Origin of the sequence: Pseudomonas sp. p1(2021b) (genome assembly GCF_020151015.1) — a bacterium.
Lineage (GTDB): Bacteria > Pseudomonadota > Gammaproteobacteria > Pseudomonadales > Pseudomonadaceae > Aquipseudomonas > Aquipseudomonas putida_K.
The window spans coordinates 3,592,014-3,617,349 of sequence record NZ_CP083746.1; the positions used below are offsets into that span (position 1 = coordinate 3,592,014).

At 63.6% G+C, this 25,336-nt stretch carries 24 protein-coding genes; 11 read left to right on the forward strand and 13 right to left on the reverse strand.

Translation table 11 applies throughout. The features are described 5' to 3' along the window. Positions 1-3: 3 nt before the first annotated feature. From K8374_RS16650 to acs, 4 genes are all read right to left on the reverse strand, one after another. On the reverse strand, positions 4-702 hold the full coding sequence (locus K8374_RS16650) for an ABC transporter permease (RefSeq protein WP_224456441.1): 699 nt from the start codon (positions 700-702) through the stop codon (positions 4-6). Then, a complete protein-coding gene (locus K8374_RS16655) occupies positions 699-1,388 on the reverse strand; it encodes an ABC transporter permease (RefSeq protein ID WP_084858294.1) in 690 nt (229 codons plus the stop codon). Before K8374_RS16655 ends, K8374_RS16650 begins: the two co-directional genes overlap by 4 nt. Positions 1,389-1,478: 90 nt before the next feature. Beyond that, the gene (locus K8374_RS16660) at positions 1,479-2,264 is read right to left on the reverse strand and encodes an ABC transporter substrate-binding protein (protein WP_224456442.1); all 786 of its coding nucleotides are present in this window, start codon (positions 2,262-2,264) and stop codon (positions 1,479-1,481) included. Positions 2,265-2,850: 586 nt separating this feature from the next. Beyond that, the gene (gene acs / locus K8374_RS16665; protein WP_196156393.1) at positions 2,851-4,812 is read right to left on the reverse strand and encodes an acetate--CoA ligase; all 1,962 of its coding nucleotides are present in this window, start codon (positions 4,810-4,812) and stop codon (positions 2,851-2,853) included. Between the two features lie 421 nt (positions 4,813-5,233). Here acs and K8374_RS16670 point away from each other — a divergent pair, with 421 nt between their 5' ends. After that, entirely contained in the window at positions 5,234-5,491 is a 258-nt protein-coding gene (locus tag K8374_RS16670) for a DUF2790 domain-containing protein (RefSeq protein ID WP_224456443.1), read from the forward strand. Between the two features lie 47 nt (positions 5,492-5,538). Here the strand turns inward: K8374_RS16670 and K8374_RS16675 are convergent, their stop codons facing one another. After that, on the reverse strand, positions 5,539-7,098 hold the full coding sequence (locus K8374_RS16675; protein ID WP_224456444.1) for a sigma-54-dependent transcriptional regulator: 1,560 nt from the start codon (positions 7,096-7,098) through the stop codon (positions 5,539-5,541). Positions 7,099-7,356: 258 nt separating this feature from the next. Here K8374_RS16675 and phhA point away from each other — a divergent pair, with 258 nt between their 5' ends. From phhA to K8374_RS26245, 4 genes are all read left to right on the forward strand, one after another. Then, positions 7,357-8,145 carry a phenylalanine 4-monooxygenase gene (gene phhA, locus K8374_RS16680; protein WP_084858299.1) on the forward strand — a complete coding sequence of 263 codons (789 nt, stop codon included), beginning with the start codon at positions 7,357-7,359 and terminating at the stop codon, positions 8,143-8,145. Positions 8,146-8,186: 41 nt separating this feature from the next. Beyond that, positions 8,187-8,543 (forward strand): 4a-hydroxytetrahydrobiopterin dehydratase, encoded by a 357-nt coding sequence (locus tag K8374_RS16685; RefSeq protein ID WP_196145548.1) that lies wholly within the window; start codon positions 8,187-8,189, stop codon positions 8,541-8,543. Next, complete coding sequence (locus K8374_RS16690; RefSeq protein WP_224456445.1) at positions 8,540-9,736, forward strand: amino acid aminotransferase; 1,197 nt, start codon at positions 8,540-8,542, stop codon at positions 9,734-9,736. The genes K8374_RS16685 and K8374_RS16690 overlap by 4 nt, the downstream gene beginning before the upstream one ends. A 237-nt stretch (positions 9,737-9,973) precedes the next feature. Further along, positions 9,974-10,102: a hypothetical protein gene (locus K8374_RS26245; protein ID WP_263498516.1), complete on the forward strand. Its 129-nt coding sequence runs from the start codon at positions 9,974-9,976 to the stop codon at positions 10,100-10,102. A gap of 93 nt (positions 10,103-10,195) precedes the next feature. Here the strand turns inward: K8374_RS26245 and K8374_RS16695 are convergent, their stop codons facing one another. Continuing rightward, positions 10,196-13,216, reverse strand: a complete 3,021-nt coding sequence (locus K8374_RS16695) for an FAD-binding and (Fe-S)-binding domain-containing protein (RefSeq protein ID WP_224456446.1) — start codon at positions 13,214-13,216, stop codon at positions 10,196-10,198. Between the two features lie 150 nt (positions 13,217-13,366). On the opposite strand from K8374_RS16695, the gene K8374_RS16700 reads away from it, so the two are divergent. After that, positions 13,367-14,251 carry a LysR substrate-binding domain-containing protein gene (locus K8374_RS16700; RefSeq protein ID WP_224456447.1) on the forward strand — a complete coding sequence of 295 codons (885 nt, stop codon included), beginning with the start codon at positions 13,367-13,369 and terminating at the stop codon, positions 14,249-14,251. Between the two features lie 116 nt (positions 14,252-14,367). Here K8374_RS16700 and K8374_RS16705 read toward each other — a convergent pair whose 3' ends face one another. The 6 genes from K8374_RS16705 to K8374_RS16730 form a co-directional block, all read right to left on the reverse strand. Then, positions 14,368-15,786, reverse strand: coding sequence for an amino acid permease (locus K8374_RS16705; protein ID WP_224456448.1), 1,419 nt, complete (start codon positions 15,784-15,786; stop codon positions 14,368-14,370). Between the two features lie 703 nt (positions 15,787-16,489). After that, on the reverse strand, positions 16,490-17,545 hold the full coding sequence (rluB, locus tag K8374_RS16710; RefSeq protein ID WP_224456449.1) for a 23S rRNA pseudouridine(2605) synthase RluB: 1,056 nt from the start codon (positions 17,543-17,545) through the stop codon (positions 16,490-16,492). A gap of 176 nt (positions 17,546-17,721) precedes the next feature. Beyond that, positions 17,722-18,486: an SMC-Scp complex subunit ScpB gene (scpB, locus tag K8374_RS16715; RefSeq protein WP_224456450.1), complete on the reverse strand. Its 765-nt coding sequence runs from the start codon at positions 18,484-18,486 to the stop codon at positions 17,722-17,724. Between the two features lie 23 nt (positions 18,487-18,509). Next, positions 18,510-19,208, reverse strand: coding sequence for a segregation and condensation protein A (locus K8374_RS16720; protein WP_224459341.1), 699 nt, complete (start codon positions 19,206-19,208; stop codon positions 18,510-18,512). Between the two features lie 125 nt (positions 19,209-19,333). Continuing rightward, a complete protein-coding gene (locus tag K8374_RS16725) occupies positions 19,334-19,963 on the reverse strand; it encodes an L-threonylcarbamoyladenylate synthase (RefSeq protein ID WP_224456451.1) in 630 nt (209 codons plus the stop codon). Between the two features lie 13 nt (positions 19,964-19,976). Then, entirely contained in the window at positions 19,977-20,837 is an 861-nt protein-coding gene (locus tag K8374_RS16730) for a PHP domain-containing protein (RefSeq protein WP_224456452.1), read from the reverse strand. 67 nt (positions 20,838-20,904) lie between these two features. Between K8374_RS16730 and K8374_RS16735 the strand changes: the two genes are divergently transcribed. From K8374_RS16735 to K8374_RS16755, 5 genes are all read left to right on the forward strand, one after another. Then, on the forward strand, positions 20,905-21,501 hold the full coding sequence (locus K8374_RS16735; RefSeq protein ID WP_084858307.1) for a septation protein A: 597 nt from the start codon (positions 20,905-20,907) through the stop codon (positions 21,499-21,501). Position 21,502: 1 nt separating this feature from the next. Next, on the forward strand, positions 21,503-21,802 hold the full coding sequence (locus K8374_RS16740) for a YciI family protein (protein WP_070092114.1): 300 nt from the start codon (positions 21,503-21,505) through the stop codon (positions 21,800-21,802). 149 nt (positions 21,803-21,951) lie between these two features. Continuing rightward, on the forward strand, positions 21,952-22,629 hold the full coding sequence (locus tag K8374_RS16745; RefSeq protein WP_084858308.1) for a response regulator transcription factor: 678 nt from the start codon (positions 21,952-21,954) through the stop codon (positions 22,627-22,629). A gap of 132 nt (positions 22,630-22,761) precedes the next feature. Further along, on the forward strand, positions 22,762-23,178 hold the full coding sequence (locus K8374_RS16750; RefSeq protein ID WP_084858309.1) for a Spy/CpxP family protein refolding chaperone: 417 nt from the start codon (positions 22,762-22,764) through the stop codon (positions 23,176-23,178). A 62-nt stretch (positions 23,179-23,240) separates the two neighbouring features. Next, the gene (locus tag K8374_RS16755; protein ID WP_224456453.1) at positions 23,241-24,578 is read left to right on the forward strand and encodes a sensor histidine kinase; all 1,338 of its coding nucleotides are present in this window, start codon (positions 23,241-23,243) and stop codon (positions 24,576-24,578) included. Between the two features lie 85 nt (positions 24,579-24,663). Here K8374_RS16755 and K8374_RS16760 read toward each other — a convergent pair whose 3' ends face one another. Further along, positions 24,664-25,221, reverse strand: a complete 558-nt coding sequence (locus tag K8374_RS16760; protein WP_224456454.1) for an NAD(P)H nitroreductase — start codon at positions 25,219-25,221, stop codon at positions 24,664-24,666. Positions 25,222-25,336 lie beyond the last annotated feature (115 nt).

Consider the following 25,336-nt stretch of genomic DNA (forward strand, 5'->3'; position numbering starts at 1 on the left):
CGTTCAGTGCTTGCGCGGCGCCAGGTAGCTGAGCCAGCGGCGTTCGGCCATCTTGAACAGGCGCACGAGGATGAAGGTTAGGCACAGGTAGAACGCGCCCGCCGTGATGTAGGCCTCGAAAGGCAGGTAGTACTGGGCATTGACGGTACGCGCCGCGCCCGTGATGTCGATCAGGGTGACGATCGACGCCAGGCTGGTGGTCTGCAGCATCATGATCACCTCGTTGCTGTACTGCGGCAGCGCTCGACGCAGGGCCGAGGGCAACAGGATGCGCCGGTACATCTTCATGCGCGACATGCCCATCGCCTTGGCCGCCTCGATCTCGCCATGGGGCGTGGCCCGCAGGCTGCCGGCAATGATCTCGGCGGTGTAGGCGCTGGTGTTCACCGCGAACGCAAGGCAAGCGCAGAAAGTCGCACTGGACAACCAAGGCCAGAGCACGCTTTCACGCACCGCTTCGAACTGGGCCAGGCCGTAGTAGATCAGGAACAGCTGCACCAGCATCGGCGTGCCACGGATGACGTAGGTATACAGCCATGCGAGCAGGTTCACCACGGGCTGCTTGGACACGCGCATCAGGCCCAGCGGGATGGCCGCCAACAGGCCGAAGAACAGCGACAGCGCCAGCAGCTTCAGGGTGGTCAGCAGGCCGCCCAGGTACAGCGGCATGGCCTCCCAGATGACGTTGTAGTCGAAGATCATAGTTCAGCCGCCTTTACGCCCACCGAGTAGCGTCGTTCGAGGTACTTCAGGGCCACCAGCGAGATGCTGGTGAGCACCAGGTACAAGGCCGCCACCGCCAGGAAGAAGGTGAAGGGTTCGCGGGTGGCATCGGCCGCCTGCTTGGCCTTGAACATCATGTCCTGCAGCCCGACCACCGAGATCAGTGCCGTGGCCTTGGTCAACACCAGCCAGTTGTTGGTGAAACCCGGGATCGCCAGGCGAATCATCTGCGGCACCATGATGCGGAAGAACACCTGGCGGCTGCTCATGCCATAGGCCACCCCCGCCTCGGCCTGCCCCTTGGGAATACCCAGGAAGGCGCCGCGGAAGGTTTCCGACAGGTATGCACCGAAGATGAAGCCCAGGGTGCCGACACCCGCCACGAACGGGTTCAGGTCGATGTAATCTTCATAACCTACCAGTGGCGCGATACGGTTGATCACATCCTGGCCGCCATAGAAGATCAGCAGGATCAGCACCAGGTCAGGGATACCACGGATCACCGTGGCATACATATCGCCCAGCCAGGCCAGCCAGCGCACGGGCGACAAGCGCAGCGCCACACCGATCAGGCCGAGCACGATGGCCAGGGCCATCGACGACAGGGCGAGCTGCAGCGTCAGCCACGCCCCATCGAGGATGACTGCCCCGTAGCCTTTCAACATGATTGGGATTCCTCGGGACTTGGAATGAAAAATGGTGCAAACCTCAGAGCCTCTGCTGTTTGCACCATTGCACAGGTGAAACCCGACGTCTTACTGAGCTTCAGGCCCGTAGATGTCGAAGTTGAAGTACTTATCCTGGATCTGCTTGTACTTGCCGTTGGCACGGATCGCATCGATCGCGGCATTGATACGCTCACGATTGGCGTTGTCGCCCTTGCGCACGGCGATGCCGACGCCATCACCGAAGTACTTCACGTCGGTGAACGATGGGCCCACGAAGGCAAAGCCCTTGCCAGCGTCGGTCTTGAGGAAACCATCTTCGAGCAGGGTGGCATCGGCCACGGTGCCATCCAGGCGACCGGCAGCGACGTCCAGGTAGATTTCGTTCTGGGTGCCGTAAGGCACGACGGTGGCGCCCTTCGGTGCCAGGACCTCCTTGGCGAAGCGGTCGTGGATCGAACCGCGCTGCACGCCGATCTTCTTGCCCTGGAGCTCGGTCAGGCTGTCGCTGACGGCGGTGCCTTCCTTCATGACCAGGCGTGCCGGGGTCAGGTAGTAGCGCTTGGTGAAGTCGACCGACTTCTTGCGGTCGTCAGTGATCGACATGGACGACAGGATGGCGTCGATCTTGCGCACCTTCAGCGCCGGGATCAGGCCGTCGAATTCCTGCTCGACCCAGGTGCACTTGGCTTTCATCTCTTCGCACAGGGCGTTGCCGATGTCGTAGTCGAAGCCGGCGATGCTGCCGTCGGGTTGCTTGAAGGCGAAGGGTGGGTAGGCGGCCTCGATACCGATCTTCAACGGTTTTTCATCGGCCTGCGATACCAGGGAAAACACGGACAGCGCCAGGGCGCCAAGCAGTGCGAGCTTCTTCATCAGGTAACTCCATCGGTACAGGGCAATACAAGGCAGTTGTAACGGCTGCCCGACATGCGAATGGGTACAACGCGAGCCGCGGGGGTATCGACCAAGGTCGCAGACCACGAGCGAGTGAGTGGCATTTTAACGACAGCCCGGTGGCCGATATTTCTTCAAAGCGACAACTACTTACAGAAGCGCCTGAAACCGCGGCGGGCGATGTTGACAGCTCCAGCAAAATATGCAAGAGCAAAAGAAAAATAACCTATAAGCGAAGCAATAACTGGGCCTATTATTGGCAAAGCCTTGTACTCCGGCAAGTCCAGCGTGCCGGAATGCAAAAAATCCTACAGATTCGAACTGAAATAGCACATGAATGTTTCGGCTCGCCCCGCTTCTGTGCGAAACGGGTGACAGGAAAGGTTACCGATGTAAGTCGAGGTAACAGAATGTAAGTAAAGCAAAACCCCGGCGGTTGCCCGGCGGGGTTCAAGGGAGAACTTGGATTGCCTTGCGGGCCCGATCGCGGGATAAATCCGCTCCCACAGGATACGAATCGTGGAAGCGGGCTTGTCCCGCAATCAAGGCGCCCAGCGGACTCGACTCAGGCCGAAGCCAGGCTCATCGCCTTGTGGGTATCGATCAGGTGCTGCACCACACCCGGGTCGGCCAGCGTCGAGATATCGCCCAGCGCATCGTATTCGCCGGTAGCGATCTTGCGCAGGATACGCCGCATGATCTTGCCCGAACGGGTCTTCGGCAGCCCCGGCGCCCACTGGATGACATCCGGCGACGCGATCGGGCCGATCTCCTTGCGCACCCAGTTCTTCAGCTCCAGGCGCAGCGCCTCGCTCGGCTCCACACCGGCATTGAGGGTGACATAGACATAGATGCCCTGCCCCTTGATGTCGTGCGGCACGCCCACCACTGCCGCCTCGGCGACCTTGGCATGGGCGACCATGGCACTTTCGATCTCGGCGGTGCCCATGCGGTGGCCGGACACGTTGAGCACATCGTCGACACGGCCAGTGATCCAGTAGTAGCCATCCTCGTCGCGACGGGCACCGTCACCGGTGAAGTACATGCCACGGAAGGTCTTGAAGTAGGTGTCGACGAAACGGTCATGGTCGCCGTACAGCGAGCGCGACTGGCCCGGCCAGGAGTCCAGGATCACCAGGTTGCCTTCGGCCGCGCCTTCGATCAGGTTGCCCAAGTTGTCTACCAGCGCCGGCACCACGCCAAAGAACGGACGGGTCGCCGAGCCTGGCTTGAGGCCCGTGGCCCCTGGCAGCGGACTGATCAGGATGCCGCCGGTCTCGGTCTGCCACCAGGTATCGACGATCGGGCAGCGCGCCTTGCCCACGGTCTGGTAGTACCAGTTCCAGGCCTCGGGGTTGATCGGCTCGCCGACCGAACCCAGCAGACGCAGGCTGGAGCCGTCGGCACCTTCGACCGCGGCCTGCCCTTCGGCCATCATGGCGCGGATGGCGGTTGGCGCGGTGTAGAGGATATTGACCTGGTGCTTGTCGATGATCTTCGACACGCGAGTGATGTCCGGGTAGTTCGGCACGCCCTCGAACAGCAGCGTGGTGGCGCCATTGGCCAGCGGGCCGTAGACGATGTAGCTATGGCCGGTGACCCAGCCCACGTCGGCGGTGCACCAGTAGACTTCGCCGGGGCGGTAGTCGAATACGCGCTCATGGGTCAGCGCGGCATAGACCAGGTAGCCGCCGGTGGTGTGCAGCACGCCCTTGGGCTTGCCAGTGGAACCGGAGGTATAAAGGATGAACAGCGGCTCCTCGGCCCCCATCTCCTTCGGCGCGCAGTGGCTGGAGGCCACTTTCATCAGGTCTTCGTACCAGATGTCGCGGTGCTGGTGCCAGGCGATATCGCCACCGGTGCGCTTGCACACGATGATCTTCTGCACGCTGCTGGTTTCAGGGTTGGTCAGGGCCAGGTCGACGTTGGCCTTGAGCGGGGTACGACGGCCACCGCGCACGCCTTCATCGGCGGTGATCACTACCTTGGAACGGCAATCGATGATGCGCCCAGCCAGGGCTTCGGGCGAGAAGCCACCGAACACCACCGAGTGGATCGCACCGATGCGCGCGCAGGCCAGCATGGCCACCACGGCTTCCGGGATCATCGGCATGTAGATGGTCACCACGTCGCCACGGTGCACGTCCTGGCCACGCAGGGCGTTGGCGAACTTGCAGACCTGCTCGTGGAGCTCGCGGTAGGTGATGTTGCGGCTTTCGGAAGGGTCGTCGCCTTCCCAGATGATGGCGACCTGGTCGCCACGCTCTGCCAGGTGACGGTCCAGGCAGTTATAGGAAACGTTCAGAGTGCCATCAGCGAACCACTTGATATCGACATGGTGATCGTCGAAGGAGGTCTGCTTGACCTTGGTGAAGGGCTTGATCCAGTCCAGGCGCTGGGCCTGCTCGCGCCAGAAACCGTCCGGGTTGATCACCGACTGCTGGTACATGGCCTTGTAGGTGGCCTCGTCGGTCAGCGTATTGGCCGCTACCTCGGGACGAACGGGATACAGTGGAGCCGCACTCATCTGTTTTACCTCGGTGTAATAGTTGTTTTTGTATGGAAACGTTTGTAACTGTACCAGAGCGTGAAAAGCCATTCGACGTTGGTAGTAGCGAAACGCGGGCTTTTCTACAAAACCTTACACAATGGCTCTAGCCCAAGGCTTACAGGGTATCGGTACGTAAATTCGAGCACGTGGCCGAAGGGGATTGTTACCGATTCTGTCAAAAGGCGAAAAAACTTTATCAAAACGCCATCTGTTTCCCGCCCCTGCCCCGCCCTAGAATTCACCACGCCACAACGGCAAGGCGATTAACTTCTGAAACAGCAGCCCCCACGAAGGCAAAGTTGATCCCTCTCTCAATGTGATAGTTGAAAACCCTGATGTACTCGCGGCGCCACAAGCGCCGCGTGCCCCCTCACGACCTTAGACAGGTAAATTGAAAATGAAAGCGTTACTGGTATTGGTACTTGGCGGTTTTTGCAGCGCGGCGATGGCCGACGACGTTGCAAAGGATGCCGAGCAGATTCCGGTTGAACAGTACAGTTATTCGCAGCACCTGGACATCGCCCGGGTACTCTCCATGAGCGAAGTGCCCAACGTCTGCGAAGTGGTGCCAGCCCGCATGACCTATGAGGATTCGCAGGGCCAGAAGCACATTCTCGAATACCGCGTGATGGGGAACGGTTGTTCCAACGGCTGATAATGCTCGATGGGGCTGCGCTGCAGCCCCATTTAAATACCCTTTAATTATTCCACTGTTTTATTGAGCGAATATTCTCGCAACTTATTGGCGATCGTCGTATGGGAAACCCCCAGTCGTTTGCCCAATGCACGACTGCTGGTATATTCCGGCATCAAGGATTCCAATACGGCCTTTTCAAAACGCCCGACTATTTGCGCAAGATCCCCCTCCAGCGAAAACTCACCCAAGGGTTGTCGCGCACCATAATCCGGCAAACGGATATGCTCCCCTTTCACCACCCCGCCCTCGCACAACGACACGGCCTGGAACAACACGTTCTCCAGTTGGCGCACATTGCCCGGCCAATGGTACTGGCTGAGCTTTTCCATCGCCGCCGGCGCCAGGCGCGGCAGCGGACAGCCGATCTGCCGGCTGGCCTGGTCGAGGAAGTGCTGCACCAGCCCTTCCAGGCCATCCATGCATTCGCGCAGGGGCGGGATGTGCAATGACAGCACATTGAGGCGGTGGTAGAGGTCCTGGCGGAACTCACCGCGGGCGCACAGCTCGGAAAGGTCGACCTGGGTGGCGCAAATGACCCGCACGTCCAGGTAGACCTCTTCATCGCTGCCCACCCGCCGGAAGCACCCATCCTGCAGGAAGCGCAGCAGCTTGACCTGCAGGCGCGGGCTCATCTCCCCCACACCATCGAGGAACAAGGTCCCGCCTGCGGTCAGCTCCAGCAGCCCCAGCTTGCCCTCGGCGCGGGCACCCTCGAAGGCGCCCGGGCCATAGCCGAACAGTTCGGTCTCGGCCATCGACTCCGGCAGGCCGGCGCAGTTGAGCGCCATCAGCGGCGCCTGGCCGCGGGGGCTTGCCAGGTGGCAGGCACGGGCGAGCAGCTCCTTGCCGGTGCCGGTTTCTCCCTCGATCAGCAACGGGGCATCCAGCGGCGCCATGCGCCTGGCCTCGCGCACTACCGCCGCCATCACCCGCGAGCTTTGGAAGATGCTGTCGAAGCCACGCAGCTCCTGCTTGCGCACGTTATAGATGCGCTCACCGATGCGATCGGCCCGGTGCAGGGTCAACACGGCCCCGGCCAACGCTTCGCTGTCATCGTGCTCGGACTGCAGCGGCGCGATATCGGCCAGGAAGACGTCGCCCTTGACCTTGATCCGCAGGCCATTGATGCGCGACTTGTTGGCCCGCACCAGTTCCGGCAGGTCGAAATCCTCGACGTAGCGGTCAAGCGGGATGCCCGGCACCTCGTCGACCCGCACACCCAGCAATTGAGCGGCACTGCGGTTGGCGGCGACGATACTGCCGCCCATGTCGATCGACAGCACCGGGAAATCCAGGGCACCGAGCAACGCATTGAGCTCCATGTGCCGCCGCTCGCTGGGCATCAGGCCGACCCGCTTGACCCCGAACACACCGGCGATCGACTCGAACTTGGGCCGCAACGCCTGAAACTGCAGGTTGATCAGGTTCGGGCAGTGCAGGTAGATGGCATTGCCATGGTCGCCGCCTACCTCCCCGCGCAAGACGTTGATGCCGTATTCCACCAACAGGTTGAGGATGTCCCGCAGGATGCCGATGCGGTTCTGGCAATGCACTTTGATACGCATGGAAAAGCCCCGAGGCGCGCGGATTTTTTTCAGCGGCCGATGGAAAAGTCGTAAAGATAAGCTGACAAAAACAGCATAGTCGCCAGCTGGATGTGCGTGATTTTCCGGGATACCAGGCTTTTTGTAAAATTATCGTTACAAAAATAGGGTATGGGCTACTGCCACCACAGGCCCACACCCCGTGCAAATGTGCCAACAGGGGGATATTCCTAGGGCATGTCCTGAACATAACAAGAATGCACTCACCAGGAGAGCCACATGAAACAGACGCAATACGTGGCACGCGAGCCCGATGCGCATGGTTTTATCGACTACCCGCAACAGGAACACGCGGTGTGGAATACCCTGATCACCCGTCAGCTGAAGGTGATCGAAGGCCGCGCCTGCCAGGAGTACCTGGACGGCATCGACCAGCTCAAGCTGCCCCACGACCGCATCCCCCAGCTCGGTGAGATTAACAAGGTGCTCGGCGCCACCACCGGTTGGCAGGTCGCCCGCGTCCCGGCCCTGATTCCCTTCCAGACCTTCTTCGAACTGCTGGCCAGCAAGCGCTTCCCGGTGGCCACCTTCATCCGCACCCCAGAAGAGCTGGACTACCTGCAAGAGCCGGACATCTTCCATGAGATCTTCGGCCACTGCCCGCTGCTGACCAACCCCTGGTTCGCCGAGTTCACCCACACCTACGGCAAGCTGGGCCTGGCGGCCACCAAGGAAGAGCGCGTCTACCTGGCCCGCCTGTACTGGATGACCATCGAGTTCGGCCTGATGGAAACCCCGCAAGGCCGCAAGATCTACGGTGGCGGTATCCTGTCCTCGCCGAAGGAAACGGTCTACAGCCTGTCCGGCGAGCCTGAGCACCAGGCCTTCGACCCGATCGAAGCCATGCGCACCCCGTATCGGATCGACATCCTGCAGCCGCTCTACTTCGTCCTGCCCGACCTCAAGCGCCTGTTCGACCTGGCCCACGAAGACATCATGGGCATGGTTCACCAGGCCATGAAACTGGGCCTGCACGCACCGAAGTTTCCACCCAAGGCAGCCGCCTGAGCCGCCTTGCCGATAACAACTCAAAACGGAAAAAGACACCCATGAATGCCTTGAACCAAGCCCACTGCGAAGCCTGCCGTGCCGACGCGCCAAAAGTCTCCGACGAGGAGCTGGCCGAACTGATCCGCGAAATCCCGGACTGGAACATCGAAGTCCGCGACGGCCACATGGAGCTGGAACGCGTCTTCCTGTTCAAGAACTTCAAGCATGCCCTGGCGTTCACCAACGCCATCGGTGAAATCGCCGAAGCCGAAGGCCACCACCCAGGCCTGCTGACCGAATGGGGCAAGGTCACCGTCACCTGGTGGAGCCACTCGATCAAGGGCCTGCACCGCAACGACTTCATCATGTGCGCGCGCACCGACGAAGTCGCCAAGACCGCCGAAGGGCGCAAGTGATGCATTTCGCAGCCATTGGCCGGGTCCCTGGCGACCCGATTCTCGGGCTGATGGAAGCCTATGCCCGTGACAACAACCCGGCGAAGTTCGACCTGGGCGTTGGCGTGTTCAAGGATGCCCAAGGCCTGACGCCAATCCCCGCAGCGGTCAAACAGGCCGAACAGCGTCTGGTGGAGCAGCAAGCCACCAAGAGCTACGTCGGCGGCCATGGCGACGCTGCGTTCGGCCGCCTGGTCAGCGAGCTGGTGCTGGGCAGCGCCTCGCCACTGCTTGCCAGCCAACGCGCCGGCGCCACCCAGACCCCAGGCGGCACCGGCGCCCTGCGCCTGGCGGCGGAATTCATCGCCCATTGCCTGCCCGGGCGCGGCATCTGGCTGAGCGACCCGACCTGGCCGATCCACGAGACCATTTTCGCCGGCGCCAAGCTGAAGGTGTCCCACTACCCCTACGTGGGTGCGGACAACCGCCTGGATGTGGCGGGCATGCTGGCGGCCCTGGAACAGGCACCGGAAGGCGACGTGGTACTGCTGCATGCCTGCTGCCACAACCCCACCGGTTTCGACCTGAGTCAGGACGACTGGCGCGCCGTGCTCGAAGTCGTGCGCAAGCGCAACCTGCTACCGTTGATCGATTTCGCCTACCAGGGCTTCGGCGACGGGCTGGAGGAAGACGCCTGGGCAGTGCGCCTGTTCGCCGCTGAGCTGCCGGAACTGCTGATCACCAGTTCCTGCTCGAAGAACTTCGGCCTCTACCGCGACCGCACCGGCGCCCTGCTGGTGTGCAGCCATGATGCCGAGAAACTGCAGGATGTACGCAGCCAGCTGGCCCTGTTGGCCCGTAACCTGTGGTCCACGCCGCCCGACCACGGTGCCGCAGTGGTCGCCCAGATCCTCGGCGACCCAACCCTCAAGGCCTTGTGGATCGAGGAAGTGGACGCCATGCGCCAGCGCATCGCCGAGCTGCGCCTGGGCCTGGTAAAGGCACTGGAACCCCACGGCCTGGCCGAGCGCTTCGCCCACATCGCCGCGCAGCGCGGGATGTTCTCCTACACCGGGCTGAGCCCGGAGCAGGTCCGCCTGTTGCGCGAGAAGCACAGTGTGTACATGGTCGGCACAGGCCGGGCGAATATCGCCGGGGCCGATGCCCAGCGCCTGGAACAGTTGGCAGCGGCGATCGCTGACGTCTGCCAGTAGTCCTGCGCTTGCCTGACCTACCTCATCGCAGGACAAGCCCGCTCCCACAAGGTTATCGACGATCCTGTGGGAACGGGCTTGTCCCGCGATTTGGCCGGCACTGGCACCCCGCGAACGGCGCCGCAGGGCGGAAAAAACTCAAACTGTCATCCAGACTCCTGTATCCTGCCCGAGCTTTTCGAAGCCTCACACGCGCCTGGCGCAGTCTTTTCACTCACACTTGCGAGGAACGACGAGATGCATGAAATCCCGAATCTTCCCTTCCCAAGCCTGAACCCCGAAGAGCAAACCGTTGCCGCCCACGCCGAACCGGCGCCTGCTGTCGAGCAGGACGGTGACGATCAATCCAGCGCCGACCAGGAATAACCGCGCACACCCTCCGACAGTGTGAAAACGGCTGACTCGCGGGACCTTGCCCGTCATCGCGTTTTCACACCGTCCAGAATCCGGCTTCACGCCTCAGCTTCGGGCGTACTGCAACACCACTTCCAGCGGATGGCGCAGTTGCCGCTCGGTCATGCGCTTGACCTGGCTGCGGCAGGAATAGCCGGTCGCCAACGCCTCCCCTTCCTTGTCCAACTTGGTCGCCCAGGACTGCTCGAAGATGGTCCGCGAGGTCTGCTGGTTGCGCGCCTCGTGACCGTAGGTACCCGACATGCCGCAGCAACCGGTGGCCTCGGTGACCAGCTTCAGACCCAGGCGGGCGAACACCTGCTCCCACTGGCGGGTGCTGGCCGGCACGTTGGTCTTCTCGGTGCAATGGGCCATCAGGCGGAAGTGGCCGGCGTCGGCCGCAGGCTGCTCGGGCAATACGTCCATCAACCACTCCTGGGGGAGCAGCACCTTGGGGCAACCCTCCAGGCCATCGACCTTCTGGTACTCCTGGCGATACACCAGGGTCATCGCCGGGTCCAGGCCCACCAGCGGCACGCCGCACTCAGCCAGGGCCTTGAGTTGTGTGGCGTTGCGGATCGCGGCCTTGGCGAAGGCGCCGAGGAAGCCCTGTACATGCAGTGGCTTGCCATTGGCACTGTACGGGGCCAGGAACACGCGATGGCCCAAGCGATGGGCCAGTTCGATGAACGAGGCCAGCAAGGGCGTCTCGAAGTAGCGAGTGAAGGCATCCTGCACCAGCACGATGCTGCGCTCGCGTTGGGCCGGGGTCAGTTCGCGCAGCGCCGGTACGCTGGCCATGCCGACGCGGCAACGGCTCAGGGTCGACTGGAAGTTGAAACGGCTGATCAACGGGCTGTCGACCATACCCACCTTGTCGGCCAGCAATTTGCTCACCCACTTCGAACCCATCACCGCGTTGTACACCCCCGGCGCATGGGCCAGGTAGGGAATGGTGAACTCCAGCGAGCCGATCAGGTAGTCGCGCAATGGACGCTGGTAGCGGCCGTGGTACAGCTCGAGGAACCGCGAGCGGAAGTCAGGCACATTGACCTTGATCGGGCACTGCCCCGCGCACGACTTGCACGCCAGGCAGCCGGCCATGGCGTCGTACACCTCGTGGGAGAAATCCTCCTGGCCCTGCTGGCGTGCCCGGGCGTTGCGCAGCCGTGCCGGCAGGCCTTTGAGCCAGCTTCCCTTGTTGCGCGCTGCGGCCAGCACGTCGATGTCCGATTCGCCCTGCAGGCGCAGCCACTCGCGGATCAGCGAGGCTCGGCCCTTGGGCGAATGCTGGCGCTCGCGGGTGGCCTTCCAGGATGGGCACATCGCGTCGTTGGGGTCGTAGTTGTAGCAGGCGCCATTGCCGTTGCAGTGCACGGCGCTGCCGAAACTCTGCCAGACGCGCTCGTCGATGCTGCGATCGAGGTCGCCGCGCAGGGTCACGCCATCGACCGGGGTCAATCCCTCGGCGCTGTCCGGCGGGGTGCAGATCTTGCCCGGGTTGAGTTGGTTGTGCGGGTCGAACGCCCCCTTGAGACGTTGTAGCGCCGGGTACAGCTCACCGAAGTATTCCGGAACGTATTCCGAGCGCAGGCCCTTGCCATGCTCGCCCCACAGCAGGCCGCCGTAACGCTGGGTGAGCGCCGCCACGGCGTCGGAAATCGGTTTGACCAGCGCGGCCTGCGCCGGGTCCTTCATGTCCAGCGCAGGGCGCACGTGCAACACGCCGGCATCGACATGGCCGAACATGCCATAGGCCAGGCCATAGCCATCGAGCAAGGCGCGGAAGTCGGCGATGTAGTCGGCCAACTGCTCCGGCGGCACCGCGGTATCCTCGACGAACGGCTGCGGGCGCACCTCTCCTTCGACGTTGCCCAGCAGGCCCACCGAACGCTTGCGCATGGCATAGACCTTGGTCACCGCCTCGGCGCCCTCGGCCAGGGTATGGCCCAGGCGCTCGACGCTGGTATCGGCCTGCAGATGGTCGATAAAGGCTTGCACCCGGGCGTTGACCTCGGCCGGCTCGTCACCGCAGAACTCGACGAGGTTGATGCCCAGGGTCGGGCGCTCGGCGTCGGCCGGGAAATACTCGGCCACGCTGTGCCAGACGATATCCTGCATCGCCAGCATCAGCACCTTGGAGTCCACGGTCTCGATCGACAGCGGCTTGTGCGCCATCAACGCGTTGGCATCACGCAGGGCATCCATGAAGCTGCTGTAGCGCACGTTGACCAGTACTGCGTATTTCGGGATCGGCAGCACATTGAGCTTCGCCTCGACGACATAACCCAGCGACCCTTCGGCCCCGCACAGCACGCTGTTGAGGTTGAAGCGGCCCTGCTCGTCACGCAGGTGCGCCAGGTCGTAGCCGGTCAGGCAGCGGTTGAGCTTGGGAAAGGTGCTTTCGATCAGTTCGGCCTGGGTCTGCTGGATCTCCCGGGCCGTGCGGTACACCTCGCCCACCCGGCCAGGCGCGGCGCAAGCCTGCTCCAGCGCCGCCTCGTCGAGCGGCAGGCTGTGCAGGCGTTCGCCGCCGAGCAAGACGCTGTGCAGCTCCAGCACGTGGTCGCGGGTCTTGCCGTAGGTGCAGCTGCCCTGGCCACTGGCATCAGTGTTGATCATGCCGCCGACGGTGGCACGGTTGGAGGTGGACAGCTCAGGGGCGAAGAACAGCCCGTGGGGCTTGAGCGCCGCGTTGAGCTGGTCCTTGACCACCCCGGCCTGGACCCGCACCCAGCGCTGCTCGACGTTGATCTCGAGGATCGTGTTCATGTGCCGCGACAGGTCGACGACGATACCATCGGTCAGCGACTGGCCATTGGTGCCGGTGCCACCGCCACGCGGGGTCAGCTTGATCTCGCGATAACGCGGCTCGGCCATCAACGCAGCCACTCGCGCCACATCGTCGGCATCCATCGGGAACACAGCCGCCTGAGGCAGGCGTTGGTAGATGGAGTTGTCGGTGGCCAGCACGGTGCGGGTGCCGTAGTCGGCGCTGATCTGGCCACGGAAGCCGCTGGCGCGCAGGGCTTCGAGGAATTCGGGGTAGTGGGCGGCAGGCGCACGGGTCGGCAGCTGGGCGATCATCGAAAGATGGCCTCTTGATAGGGCTAATTCACGGAAATCCTGTCGTCCTGGCATGGGTTGTTCAGGCCAGGATGACGAATGTGCCAATGTTCCTGTAGTTTGCGGCTAGGGGCAAACGGATATTCCTGCCGCTATCGATGAGTTTTATGAATGAATTACCGCCACCTGACGCCATCGATGTCGTTGCTGCTGGCCTTCGAGGCTGCCGCCCGGCATGAAAGCTACACCCGCGCCGCCGCCGAACTGTCGCTGACCCAGAGCGCGGTCAGCCGCCAGGTCCAGGCACTGGAACAGCAGCTTGGCCTGACGCTGTTCCGGCGCGAGGGCCGCCAGGTGCAACTGACCGATGTCGGGCGCCTGTACCAGCGCGAACTCAGCGAGGCGCTGGGACGTATCCGCAGCGCGACGCTGCAGGCGTTGGCGTATCAGTCCGGCGTCGGTACCTTGCGCCTGGCCACCTTGCCCACGTTCGGCTCCAAATGGCTGCTACCGCGGCTGCATGCGTTCTATGCGGCGCACCCGGGGATGCTGGTGCACATCCATTCACGGATCGAAGCGATCAACTTCGAGACCAGCGAGATCGATGCGGCCATCGGCGTGGCGACCCATGACCTGCCCGGGTTGATCTGCCATCGGCTGCATGCCGAGGAGCTGGTGGTCATCCTGCCGCCGCAGGCCGCGACCGATGCTCAAGCCTGGGGGCCGGGGCGTATCAGCGAGCAGGTGCTACTCAATGTGGCCAACAATCCCCATGCGTGGGGCGAATGGTTTTCGCACCATGGCCTGCCCCATCGAGGGATGCGACTGGGGCCGAGCTTCGAATTGACGTCGCACTTGATCCAGGCGGTGCGGGCAGGCATCGGGATTGGCCTGGTGCCGCGGATCCTGGTGGAAGAAGAGCTGGCCAGCGGGGAGCTGTTCAGCGCCGGGGAGGCCTTTGCCAGCCAGCGTAGCTACTACCTGATCTACCCGCCGCGCAATGAGGCACTGCCTTCGCTGCGGGCGTTTCGCGGGTGGCTGCTGGGGCAGATTTGAAGCGCCTGGCTCTCAGGCCGCTTGAACGTTCAGATGTAATAGGGCAGCGCGCCGAGGCAACAAAAAACCCGATGCCAGTCACCTGGCATCGGGTTTCGATACAGCCCAATGGACGCTTACTTGGCCACGGACCCGGCAGCCGAGGTCACAGCCCCACTGCGCTTGCTCTTTAGCACGTAGAACGCATACATCACCACCAGCCAGACTGGAATCGCGTACACCGACACCTGGATACCTGGGATCTGCAGCATGATCCCCAGGATCAGCACCACGAAGGCCAGGCAGATGTAGTTGCCATACGGATACCACAGGGCCTTGAACAGCGGCTTCTGGCCAGTGCGGTCCAGGTGCTGGCGGAACTTCAGGTGCGAATAGCTGATCATCGCCCAGTTGATAACCAGGGCTGCGACCACCAGCGACATCAGCAGCTCCAGGGCGTGCTGCGGCATGAAGTAGTTGAGCAGCACGGCGACCAGGGTCACGCCGGCCGAGGCCAGGATCGAACGCACCGGCACGCCACGCTTGTCGATCTTCGCCAGGCTCGCCGGGGCATCGCCCTGTTCGGCCATGCCGTAGAGCATACGGGCGTTGCAGTAGGTGCCGCTGTTGTACACCGACAGCGCCGCGGTCAGGACCACGAAGTTCAGCAGGTGGGCTGCTACATCGCTACCGAGCAGCGAGAAGACCTGCACGAACGGGCTGCTGCCATAGCTGCCGCCGGAAGCGTCGATGCTGGCGACCAGGCTGTCCCATGGCGTGAGCGACAGCAGGATGACCAGGGCGCCGATGTAGAAGATCAGGATACGGTAGATGACCTGGTTGATCGCCTTCGGGATCACGGTCTTGGGCTTGTCGGCCTCGGCTGCGGTGAAGCCCAGCATTTCCAGGCCACCGAAGGAGAACATGATGATCGCCAACGCCATCACCAGGCCGCTCACGCCGTTGGGGAAGAAGCCGCCATGGGCCCACAGGTTGGTCACCGAGGCTTCAGGGCCGCCGCTGCCGCTGGTCAGCAGGTAGGCACCCAGGCCGATCATGCCGACGATGGCCAGTACCTTGATGATCGCGAACCAGAACTCGGCTTCGCCGAAGACCTTGACGTTCATCAGGTTGATCGCGTTGATCAGGATGAAGAAGCCTGCTGCCGTGACCCAGGTCGGGATCTCCGGCCACCAGTAATGGATGTACTTGCCGACTGCGGACAATTCCGACATGCCGACCAGAATGTACAGCACCCAGCAGTTCCAGCCGGACAGGAAGCCGGCGAAACCGCCCCAGTACTTATGGGCGAAATGGCTGAAGGAGCCAGCGACAGGCTCTTCGACGATCATCTCGCCCAGCTGGCGCATGATCATGAACGCGATGAAGCCGCAGATGGCGTAGCCGAGAATCATCGACGGGCCAGCGGACTTCATCACGCCGGCCGAGCCCAGGAACAATCCGGTACCGATGGCCCCACCCAGGGCGATCAGTTGGATATGGCGGTTTTTCAGGCCACGCTTGAGCTCGCCTGAAGGCATGTTTTGTCCACTCATGAACGAAGTCACCTGCTTGTTTTTATCTGTGACGAAATCGGACCCACCGCGCTCGTGGCGCAGCGGAATGGGCAAGGTGGTTACCTTGGGTTTCTTGGACGAGGTGATACACCGAGGGCCCAGGCCCTGGGCGGTTCAACCAGGCGTCAGCAAGAGTGCGCGGTACGCATTGGGGTCACAGGTAAAACGCGGCGCATTGTATACCCCTGCGAGCGCGCAGGCGTCAACGCGTTGCGTCATTTCCTGATGAAAAAACGCACCGGTCCTGGGGTGAAGGCCTGGAAAGGCGGAGAGATCGGCGTACATGGCGCCTCCATTTGTTGTTCTCGATGCCCGGCTCTGCGGCCCGGCTTCTGCACACGGCATGGGCGCTATATCACCGTGGGGCCGGGGCTTGAGCAAGGGGGTGAGCGGCGGCGAAGCGGCTCTGCGATGCGGCTCTTGGCAAAATCTGTTTACAGGAGGAGGCGTGACGGGAAAAAGCGCGGGATTTCGTAAAATAATCGTTACAAGATGGTTCAAAAACGTGCCAAACGTTCGAAAAAACTTCGGTAGCTCAGTGGGTTGAAAAACAAACGGCAAAAAAAGGGCCGCTGCGCAGCCCATCGCGGGGCAAGCCCGCTCCTACAGGGACGGTGTCATTCCTATAGGAGCGGGCTTGCCCCGCGATGGGCCGCACAGCGGCCCCTTTCAACGTCAGTCGTCAGCCGCGCGGCTTGCCGCGGCCACGGCCCGCCGGCTTGTCACCCTCAGGCTTGCCCGGACGCTTGCGCATCTCGCTCGGACGCTCGGCCACGGTACTGCCGCGCACGGCCTTGCGAGGCGCAGCCTCTTCGCGCACCGGGCGCTCGGCCTGGCCGTCCTGGGCAGGGCGCAAGGTGCGCACGCGCTCGCCACGCCCCAGCGGGCGGGTGGACTTGCGCTGCATACGCTCGAGCTTGTCCTTGGCCTTGAGGTTCAGCGCCGGCAGCGCAACAGGCTGCAGGCCGACCTCGGCGGCAAGGATGTCGATCTCGCCCTGGGTCATTTCGCGCCAACGGCCCATCGGCAGGTCGGAGTTGAGGAACACCGGGCCGAAGCGCACGCGCTTGAGGCGGCTGACCACCACGCCCTGGGACTCCCACAGGCGGCGCACCTCACGGTTGCGGCCTTCCATCACCACGCAGTGGTACCAGTGGTTGAAGCCTTCGCCACCCGGTGCCTTCTGGATATCGGTGAACTTGGCCGGACCGTCCTCGAGCATCACACCCGCCTTGAGCCGGTCGACCATGTCGTCGTCGACCTCACCCCGTACACGTACGGCGTACTCACGGTCCATTTCATAGGACGGGTGCATCAGGCGGTTGGCCAATTCACCATCGGTGGTGAACAGCAACAGGCCGGTGGTATTGATGTCCAGGCGGCCGATATTGATCCAGCGGCCCTCTTTCGGGCGCGGCAGGCGGTCGAACACGGTCGGGCGACCTTCGGGGTCGTCGCGGGTGCAGATCTCGCCATCAGGCTTGTTGTACATGATCACCCGACGGGTGGCCTCGGCGGCCTCCACGCGCTTGATCAGCTTGCCGTCGACGGCGATGGCGTCATGCAGGTCGACGCGCTGGCCGAGGGTGGCCTCGACGCCGTTGACCTTGATACGGCCCTGGCTGATCCAGGCCTCGACGTCACGACGCGAACCGACGCCGATACGCGCCAGCACCTTCTGCAGCTTCTCGCCGGACGGTGGGGTGGTTTGGGTTTCTTGCAGGTCTTGGTCACTCATCTGGGCACCTCCCGGTGTATGTAGTGAAAGCGGTTCGTGGCGACGGATGCGCCAACGGGGCGCGCATCATACGCGGTTCGGTGGGCGAACGCACTGCAGCGTAGAAGGTTTTCATCAGCAGGCCACGGCTTTCTGCCCGGCGGTGCTGCTGTTGTAGGAGCGGGCAGTCACCTATTTCAAGGTTTGGGCTCCTGGACCTCGGACTCCGGCGCCTCGTCCCGCAAGTCATCGAAATCGGTCTTGAGCCCCACTTCCATGGCATCCAGCTCCACCAGCAAGCTCCGGAAACTGGTCTCTTCCCTCGGCGGCGCCTCGTCTTCCTCGGTCTGATCCAGGCTGGCATCGGCCAAGGCCTGCAGGTGTGCCGGCACCGGCGCGTCATCCGGGTCCAGCAGCGGCTCGGGCTCGAGTTCGCGCAACTCGGCCAGGGCCGGCAGCTCGTCCAGGCTCTTGAGGTTGAAATGGTCGAGAAACGCCTTGGTGGTGGCGAACATCGCCGGCCTGCCGGGCACCTCGCGGTAGCCGACGATGCGGATCCACTCGCGCTCCATCAGGGTCTTGATGATATTGCTGTTCACCGCCACGCCACGCACATCTTCGATTTCGCCGCGGGTGATCGGTTGGCGGTAGGCGATCAGCGCCATGGTCTCGAGCAAGGCGCGCGAGTATCGCTGCGGCCGCTCTTCCCACAGGCGCCCGACCCAGGGTGCATAGTCTTCGCGGATCTGCAGGCGATAACCGCTCGCCACCTCCTTGAGTTCGAAGGCACGGCCGTTGCAAGACTTGCCCAGCAGCTCCAGAGCTTTCTTGAAGACAGCCGGCGCCGGGCGTTCGGCTTCCTCGAACAGTTCGTACAACCGCTCCAGAGACTGCGCCTTGCCAGACGCCAGCAGGAAGGCTTCGATCAGCGACGCCAGGTCGCGCGGTTCATTCAGGTTCATCGTCAGAAAAGGCCAGTTCGTTGTCACTCGGCCCGGGCACGGACATGGATCGGGGCGAAAGGCTCATTCTGCACCAGTTCGATGAGCGATTCCTTCACCAGTTCGAGAATCGCCATGAACGTGACCACTACGCCGAGCTTGCCCTCCTCAAGCGTGAACAGCTCGACGAAAGGCACGAAACCACCCCCCTTGAGCCGCTCCAGCACCTCGCTCATACGCTCGCGGGTCGACAGCGTCTCGCGGGTGATCTGGTGGCTTTCGAACAGGTCGTTGCGGCGCATCACCTCGGCCATCGAAAGCAGGATCTCCTCCAGCGCAACGTCCGGAAGCAGCTTGCGCACCTTGGCTTGGGGGGCCTCCAGGCGCGGCACGACCACCTCACGCCCCACCCGAGGCAGCTCGTCGATGCCCTCGGCGGCGGCCTTGAAGCGTTCGTACTCCTGCAACCGGCGAATCAGTTCGGCGCGCGGGTCGCCTTCCTCCTCCTCGACCTCGCTGGAACGCGGCAACAACATGCGCGACTTGATCTCGGCAAGCATGGCAGCCATCACCAGGTACTCAGCGGCCAATTCCAGGCGCACGCTCTTCATCAACTCGACGTAGGACATGTATTGGCGGGTAATTTCCGCCACCGGGATGTCGAGGATATCGATGTTCTGCTTGCGGATCAGGTACAGCAGCAGGTCCAAAGGCCCCTCGAAGGCCTCCAGGAATACTTCCAAGGCATCCGGTGGGATGTACAGGTCCACCGGCAGTTCGGTCACGGCCTCGCCATAGACCAGCGCCAATTGCAGCTGCTGCGGCGATTCGCTGTCGCTGACCGGTGCCGCGGCCTCTTGAACCTGGCTCACGCAGGCGCCAGGAAAGGCGCGGGGTCGCCACAGCCGACACGGACCACTTCCGGGTCGTCGCCGGACAGGTCGATGACCGTCGAAGCCTTCAGGTCGCCGAAGCCCCCATCGATGATCAGGTCGACGTGATGCTCCAGGCGCTGGCGGATTTCGTACGGGTCGGTCATCGGGTCTTCATCGCCCGGCAGGATGAGGCTCACGCTCATCAACGGCTCGCCCAGCTCTTCGAGCAATGCCAGGACGATCGGGTTGGAGGGCACGCGCAGGCCGATGGTGCGCCGCTTCTCGTGCATCAGCAGGCGCGGTACTTCGCGCGTGGCATTGAGGATGAAGGTGTACGGGCCGGGTATATGCGCCTTGAGCAGGCGGAAGGTCGCCGTGTCGATCTTGGCGAACGTGCCCATCTGCGACAGGTCGCAGCACAGCAGCGTGAAGTTGTGGTTCTTGTCCAGCTGGCGCAGGCGTCGAACCCGCTCCACGGCGGTCTTGTCGCCGATCTGGCAGCCCATCGCGTAGGCCGAGTCGGTGGGGTACACCACCACCCCGCCCTTGCGGATGATCTCGACGGCCTGCTTGATCAGGCGCGCCTGCGGGTTTTCCGCATGGATCTGGAAAAATTGGCTCACGTAGTCGTCCTGTTCATACCGCCATAGGCTGTTCATGGCTGAATCGGCGCCACAGAGGTGGCAGGTCCTCGGGCAATGGCCGATAGGCACCGATCTCGCCCCAGGTGCCGGGGCCGTGGAAGTCACTGCCAGCGCTTGCCAGCAGGCCGAACTCACGGGTAAGGATGGACATCGTGCCCACCTGCTCGGCCGGCATCATCCCGTTGACCACCTCCAACGCCTGCCCGCCTGCCTGAATATAGTCGGCAATCAGCCTTCTGCGCTTGCTGCGGGTCAGTTCGTAGTGCATGGGATGGGCCAGGCTCACCCATGCGTTGGACTGGCGCAGCGTCGCGACAGTTTCCTCCAGGGTCGGCCAGTGCAGCTTGACGTCACCGAGCTTGCCGGCACCCAGCCACTTGCGAAAGGCCTCGCCGCGGTCCTTGACGTGGCCTGCGCGCACCAGGTACTCGGCGAAATGCGGCCGTGCCGGGGCGTTGCCGCTGTCGCCCAACGCCTGTTGAACGGCGCGGGCACCATCGAGCGTGCCAGGCATGCCCTTGGCCGCCAACCGTCGGTCGATTTCCTCGGCGCGCAGCCATCGCCCCCGGTGCAGGGCCTCGATGGCGGCGAGCAAGGGCGGTGCGTCTAGCGGGAAGTCATAGCCCAACACATGGATGGTCGCGCCACCCCAGGTGCATGAAAGCTCCACGCCGCTGACCCACTGCATGCCGTTGTCCTGGCAGGCCTGGCGGGCTTCGGCCAGGCCTTCGATGGTGTCGTGGTCGGTCAGGGCCAGTGTCCGCACCCCGTGCTCGTGGGCCCGGGCGACCAGGGCCGAGGGCGACAGGGCGCCGTCGGAGGCCGTGCTGTGACAGTGCAGATCAACATTCATGGAGGAGCGCTTTCGCTGGAATCGATGTTTGATATTATGCCGTCACATCCCGCTTCTGGCTGCCACTGTGAAACAATTCATCGATTTCATCCCGCTTCTGCTGTTCTTCATCGTCTACAAGCTCGACCCACGCCCCGTCGAAATCGCCGGCCACAGCTTCGAGTTCGGCGGTATCTACAGCGCCACCGCCATGCTGATCATCAGCTCCCTGGTGGTGTATGGCGCGCTGTTCCTGCGCCACGGCAAGCTGGAAAAAGGCCAGTTGCTGACCCTCGTCGCCTGCCTGGTGTTCGGCGGCCTGACCCTCGCCTTCCACAGCGAGACCTTCCTCAAATGGAAGGCGCCAGTGGTCAACTGGCTGTTCGCCCTGGGCTTCGCCGCCAGTCACTTCATCGGCGACCGGGTGCTGATCAAACGCATCATGGGCCACGCCCTGACCCTGCCGGACACCATCTGGACCCGCCTGAACCTGGCGTGGATCGGTTTCTTCCTGGTCTGCGGTGCGGCCAACCTGTTCGTCGCCTTCACCTTCCAGGACATCTGGGTCGACTTCAAGGTGTTCGGCAGCCTGGGCATGACCGTGATCTTCCTGGTGGCCCAGGGCGTGTACCTGTCGCGTCACCTGCACGACAACGACCCCTCCACCTCCAAACCCAAGGATTGACATGCTCTACGCCATTATCGCAAGCGACGTCGAAGGTTCCCTGGAAAAACGCCTGGCCGCCCGCCCCGCCCACATCGAGCGCCTGCAGCAGCTCAAGGCCGAAGGCCGCGTGGTACTGGCCGGCCCGCACCCGGCCATCGACAGCAACGACCCAGGCGCCGCCGGCTTCACCGGCAGCCTGATCGTCGCCGAGTTCGACTCCCTGGCCGCAGCCCAGGCCTGGGCCGATGCCGACCCCTACATCGCCGCCGGCGTGTATGACAAGGTCGTGGTCAAGCCGTTCAAGCAAGTCCTGCCCTGACCCTTCCCGCCGCTCCCTTGGCGAACACGCCAGCGCCCCGCTGTCGCGGGGCCTGGCCGCCCCGGCCAGTACACCCTTTGCCGCAGCTTGCGGTATCTTGGCCGCTGGCGGGCATCGAGAACGCCGTCAAAGGTTGAATTGAGTGAGTCATGAGCGAGCTGTTACTGATTGATGATGACCAGGAACTCTGCGAGCTGCTTGCCAGCTGGCTGAGCCAGGAAGGCTTTACCGTACGCGCCTGCCATGATGGCCAGAGCGCACGCCAGGCCCTGGCCGCCCAAGCGCCCTCGGCCGTGGTGCTGGATGTGATGTTGCCCGACGGCAGTGGCCTGGAACTGCTCAAGCAACTGCGAACCGAACATGCCGAGTTGCCGGTACTGATGCTCTCGGCCCGGGGCGAGCCCCTGGACCGCATCCTGGGCCTGGAACTGGGTGCCGACGACTACCTGGCCAAGCCCTGCGACCCACGAGAACTCACCGCCCGCCTGCGTGCCGTGCTGCGGCGCAGCCACCCGGCGGCCAGCAGCAGCCAGCTGGAGGTAGGTGACCTGACCTTCAGCCCCGCACGCGGCGTGGCCAGCATCGACGAGCGGGAAATGAGCCTGACCCTCTCCGAGAGCCGTATCCTCGAGGCGTTGCTGCGCCAGCCTGGCGAGCCCTTGGACAAGCAGGAACTGGCGCAGCTCGCCCTGGGCCGCAAGCTCACCCTGTACGACCGCAGCCTGGACATGCACGTGAGCAACCTGCGCAAGAAGATCGGCCCCCACCCCGATGGCCGACCGCGCATCGTTGCCCTGCGCAGCCGCGGCTATTACTACAGCCTCTGAACCGCTATCGCCGGCAAGCCATTTACCCGACCGACCTTTACCGAGTCTTTACGCTCGGCTGACCGCCCTTGACCTTGCGTTCCCTAGACTGGGCTCATCCGGTAACCACCGGCCCATGAAAGGAGAAACACCATGCGCAAGACCCTTATCGCCCTGATGTTCGCCGCCGCCCTGCCGACCGTGGCCATGGCCATGCCCGAAGGCGGCCACCAGCATGGCGGCCCGCATCATCGCGGTGACGCGGCTTTCGCCCAACTGGACCTGAGCCGCGACCAGCGCCAGCAGATCGGCAAGCTGATGGGCGAGCAGATGAAACAACGCCGCGATATCACCGAACGCTACATCGCCAAGCTGCCCGCCGCCGACCAGAAGGCCATGAAGGACGAAATCAAGGCCAGCCACGACAAGACCCAGGCCAGCATCCGCGGCCTGCTCAAACCCGAGCAGCAGAAGAAGTTCGACGAACTGCAGAAGGAACGCGCCGCGCGCAAGGCCGAGTGGCAGGAGTTCCAGGCCTGGAAAGCTGAAAAAGCCGGCAAGGCCCAGTAAGCTGTCCGCCCAACGCCCGGCCCGCCTCAGCGCGGGCCGGGCTTTTCATGCTTTCAGGAGGTTTGCTCTTGCGTTCACTGTTCTGGCGCATCCTGGCCAGCTTCTGGCTGGCCATCGCCCTGGTCGCCGGCTTGTCGATCCTGCTCGGCCACATGCTCAACCAGGACGCCTGGATCCTCAGCCGCCACCCTGGCCTCAACACCCTGGCCAGCCACTGGGCCCAGCACTACGAGCAGGAAGGCCTGGAGTCCGCCCAACGCTTTCTGGAGCGACGTAAGCACCGTTACAAGATCGATGTGCAGGTTCTGGACGAGAATGGCCAGGCCGTGGTGCCGGGCACCTTCCCACGTCGCGCCGCCGCCTTCGAGGCGCGCCAGCACAACGACCAGCGCCGCCTGCCCTGGCGCCGTCTGACCGAGGAATACACCAGCCCCCAGACCGGTGAAACCTACCTGCTGATCTATCGCATCCCCCACCCAGAGCTCAATGCCTGGCACCGCGAGAGCCTGCTATGGCCGCTAAGCGCCCTGGGCATCGCCCTGGTGGTGCTGACCCTGTTCAGCCTGCTGGTGACACTCTCCATCACCCGCCCCTTGAGCCGCCTGCGCGGCGCCGTGCATGACCTGGGGCAAACCAGCTACCAGCAGAACAGCCTGGCGCGCCTGGCCGCCCGACGCGACGAGTTCGGTGTGCTGGCCAACGACTTCAACAAAATGGGCGCACGGCTGCAGAGCCTGATCGGCAGCCAGCGGCAACTGTTGCGCGATGTCTCCCACGAACTGCGCTCGCCCCTGGCGCGGCTGCGCATCGCCCTGGCCCTGGCCGAGCGGGCCGAGCCGGAACAGCGCCAGGCGTTGTGGCCTCGCCTGACGCGCGAATGCGACCGGCTCGAGGACCTGATCAGCGAGATCCTCGCCCTGGCCCGCGTCGACGCCGAACAATCCCATGCCGAGCCCGTGGACCTGAACGCCGTGCTTGGCAGCGTGCGCAAGGATGCCCAGCTCAGCGCCCCGGAACAGGAGCTGCGCCTGGAGGCCACGCCAGGCCTGACCCTGCAGGGCTGGCCGACGCTGATCGAGCGTGCCGTGGACAACCTGGTGCGCAATGCGTTGCGCTTCAACCCCGCAGGGCAACCGATCGAGCTGCGCGCCGAGCGCGATCAGGACCGTATCGTGCTGAGCGTGCGCGACCATGGGCCGGGCGTGGCCGAGGAACACTTGGCCCAGTTGGGCGAGCCGTTCTTCCGTGCCCCAGGGCAGGAGGCGCCGGGGCATGGGCTGGGGCTGGCGATTGCCCGGCGCGCGGCGGAGCGTCATGGGGGCAGCTTGAAGCTTGGGAACCATCCGCAGGGTGGGTTCGTCGCGACCTTGGAGCTGCCCTGCGAGATCGTTGCGGGATGACGGGGGCTGCTGCGCAGCCCTTTCGCGGCACAAGGCCGCTCAATAGGCCTTGCGCCGTGAAAGGGCCGCAAAGCGGCCCTGCCCCTCACTCGCCCCAGGCGCTGACGAAATCGGCGGTCTCCAGCACCGGCGCGGTACGCGGCTCGGTGGCAGGGGTGCCGACATACAGGTAGCCGATCAGTTCTTCGTTTTCGGCAAGCCCCAGCCCTTGGTGCACATGGGCATCGAACGCCATGTCGCCGGTGCGCCATACCGCCCCGATGCCTTGGGCATGGGCCGCGATCAGGATGCCATGGGCCGCACAGCCCGCCGCCAGGCGCTGCTCGGACTTGGGAATCTTGAAGTGGTCCTGTAGCCGGGCCACCACCACGATCAGCAGCGGGGCCCGCATCGGCATGGCCCGGGCCTTGTCCAGGGCCGCCTGACTGGCATCGCCCTTCTGGCGCAGCGCTTCGGCGAACAGCTCACCGAGTTTCTCGCGGCCCTGGCCTTCGATGGTCAGGAAGCGCCATGGGCGCAGCTGGCCGTGGTCAGGGGCGCGCAGTGCGGCCTGGAACAGCGCTTCGCGCTGGGCGGCATTGGGCGCCGGGTCGGTCAGGCGTGGCACGGAAACACGGTTGAGCAATGCGTCGAGAGCCTCCATGGGCTACCCTCCTGGCAGAGAAATGTGCGGGCATTCTCAAGCGCCAAGCCCCAAGCTGCAAGCCACAAGAGCAGCCCATGCACTACCCCGTCCACGCTTGCCACTTGCAGCTTGC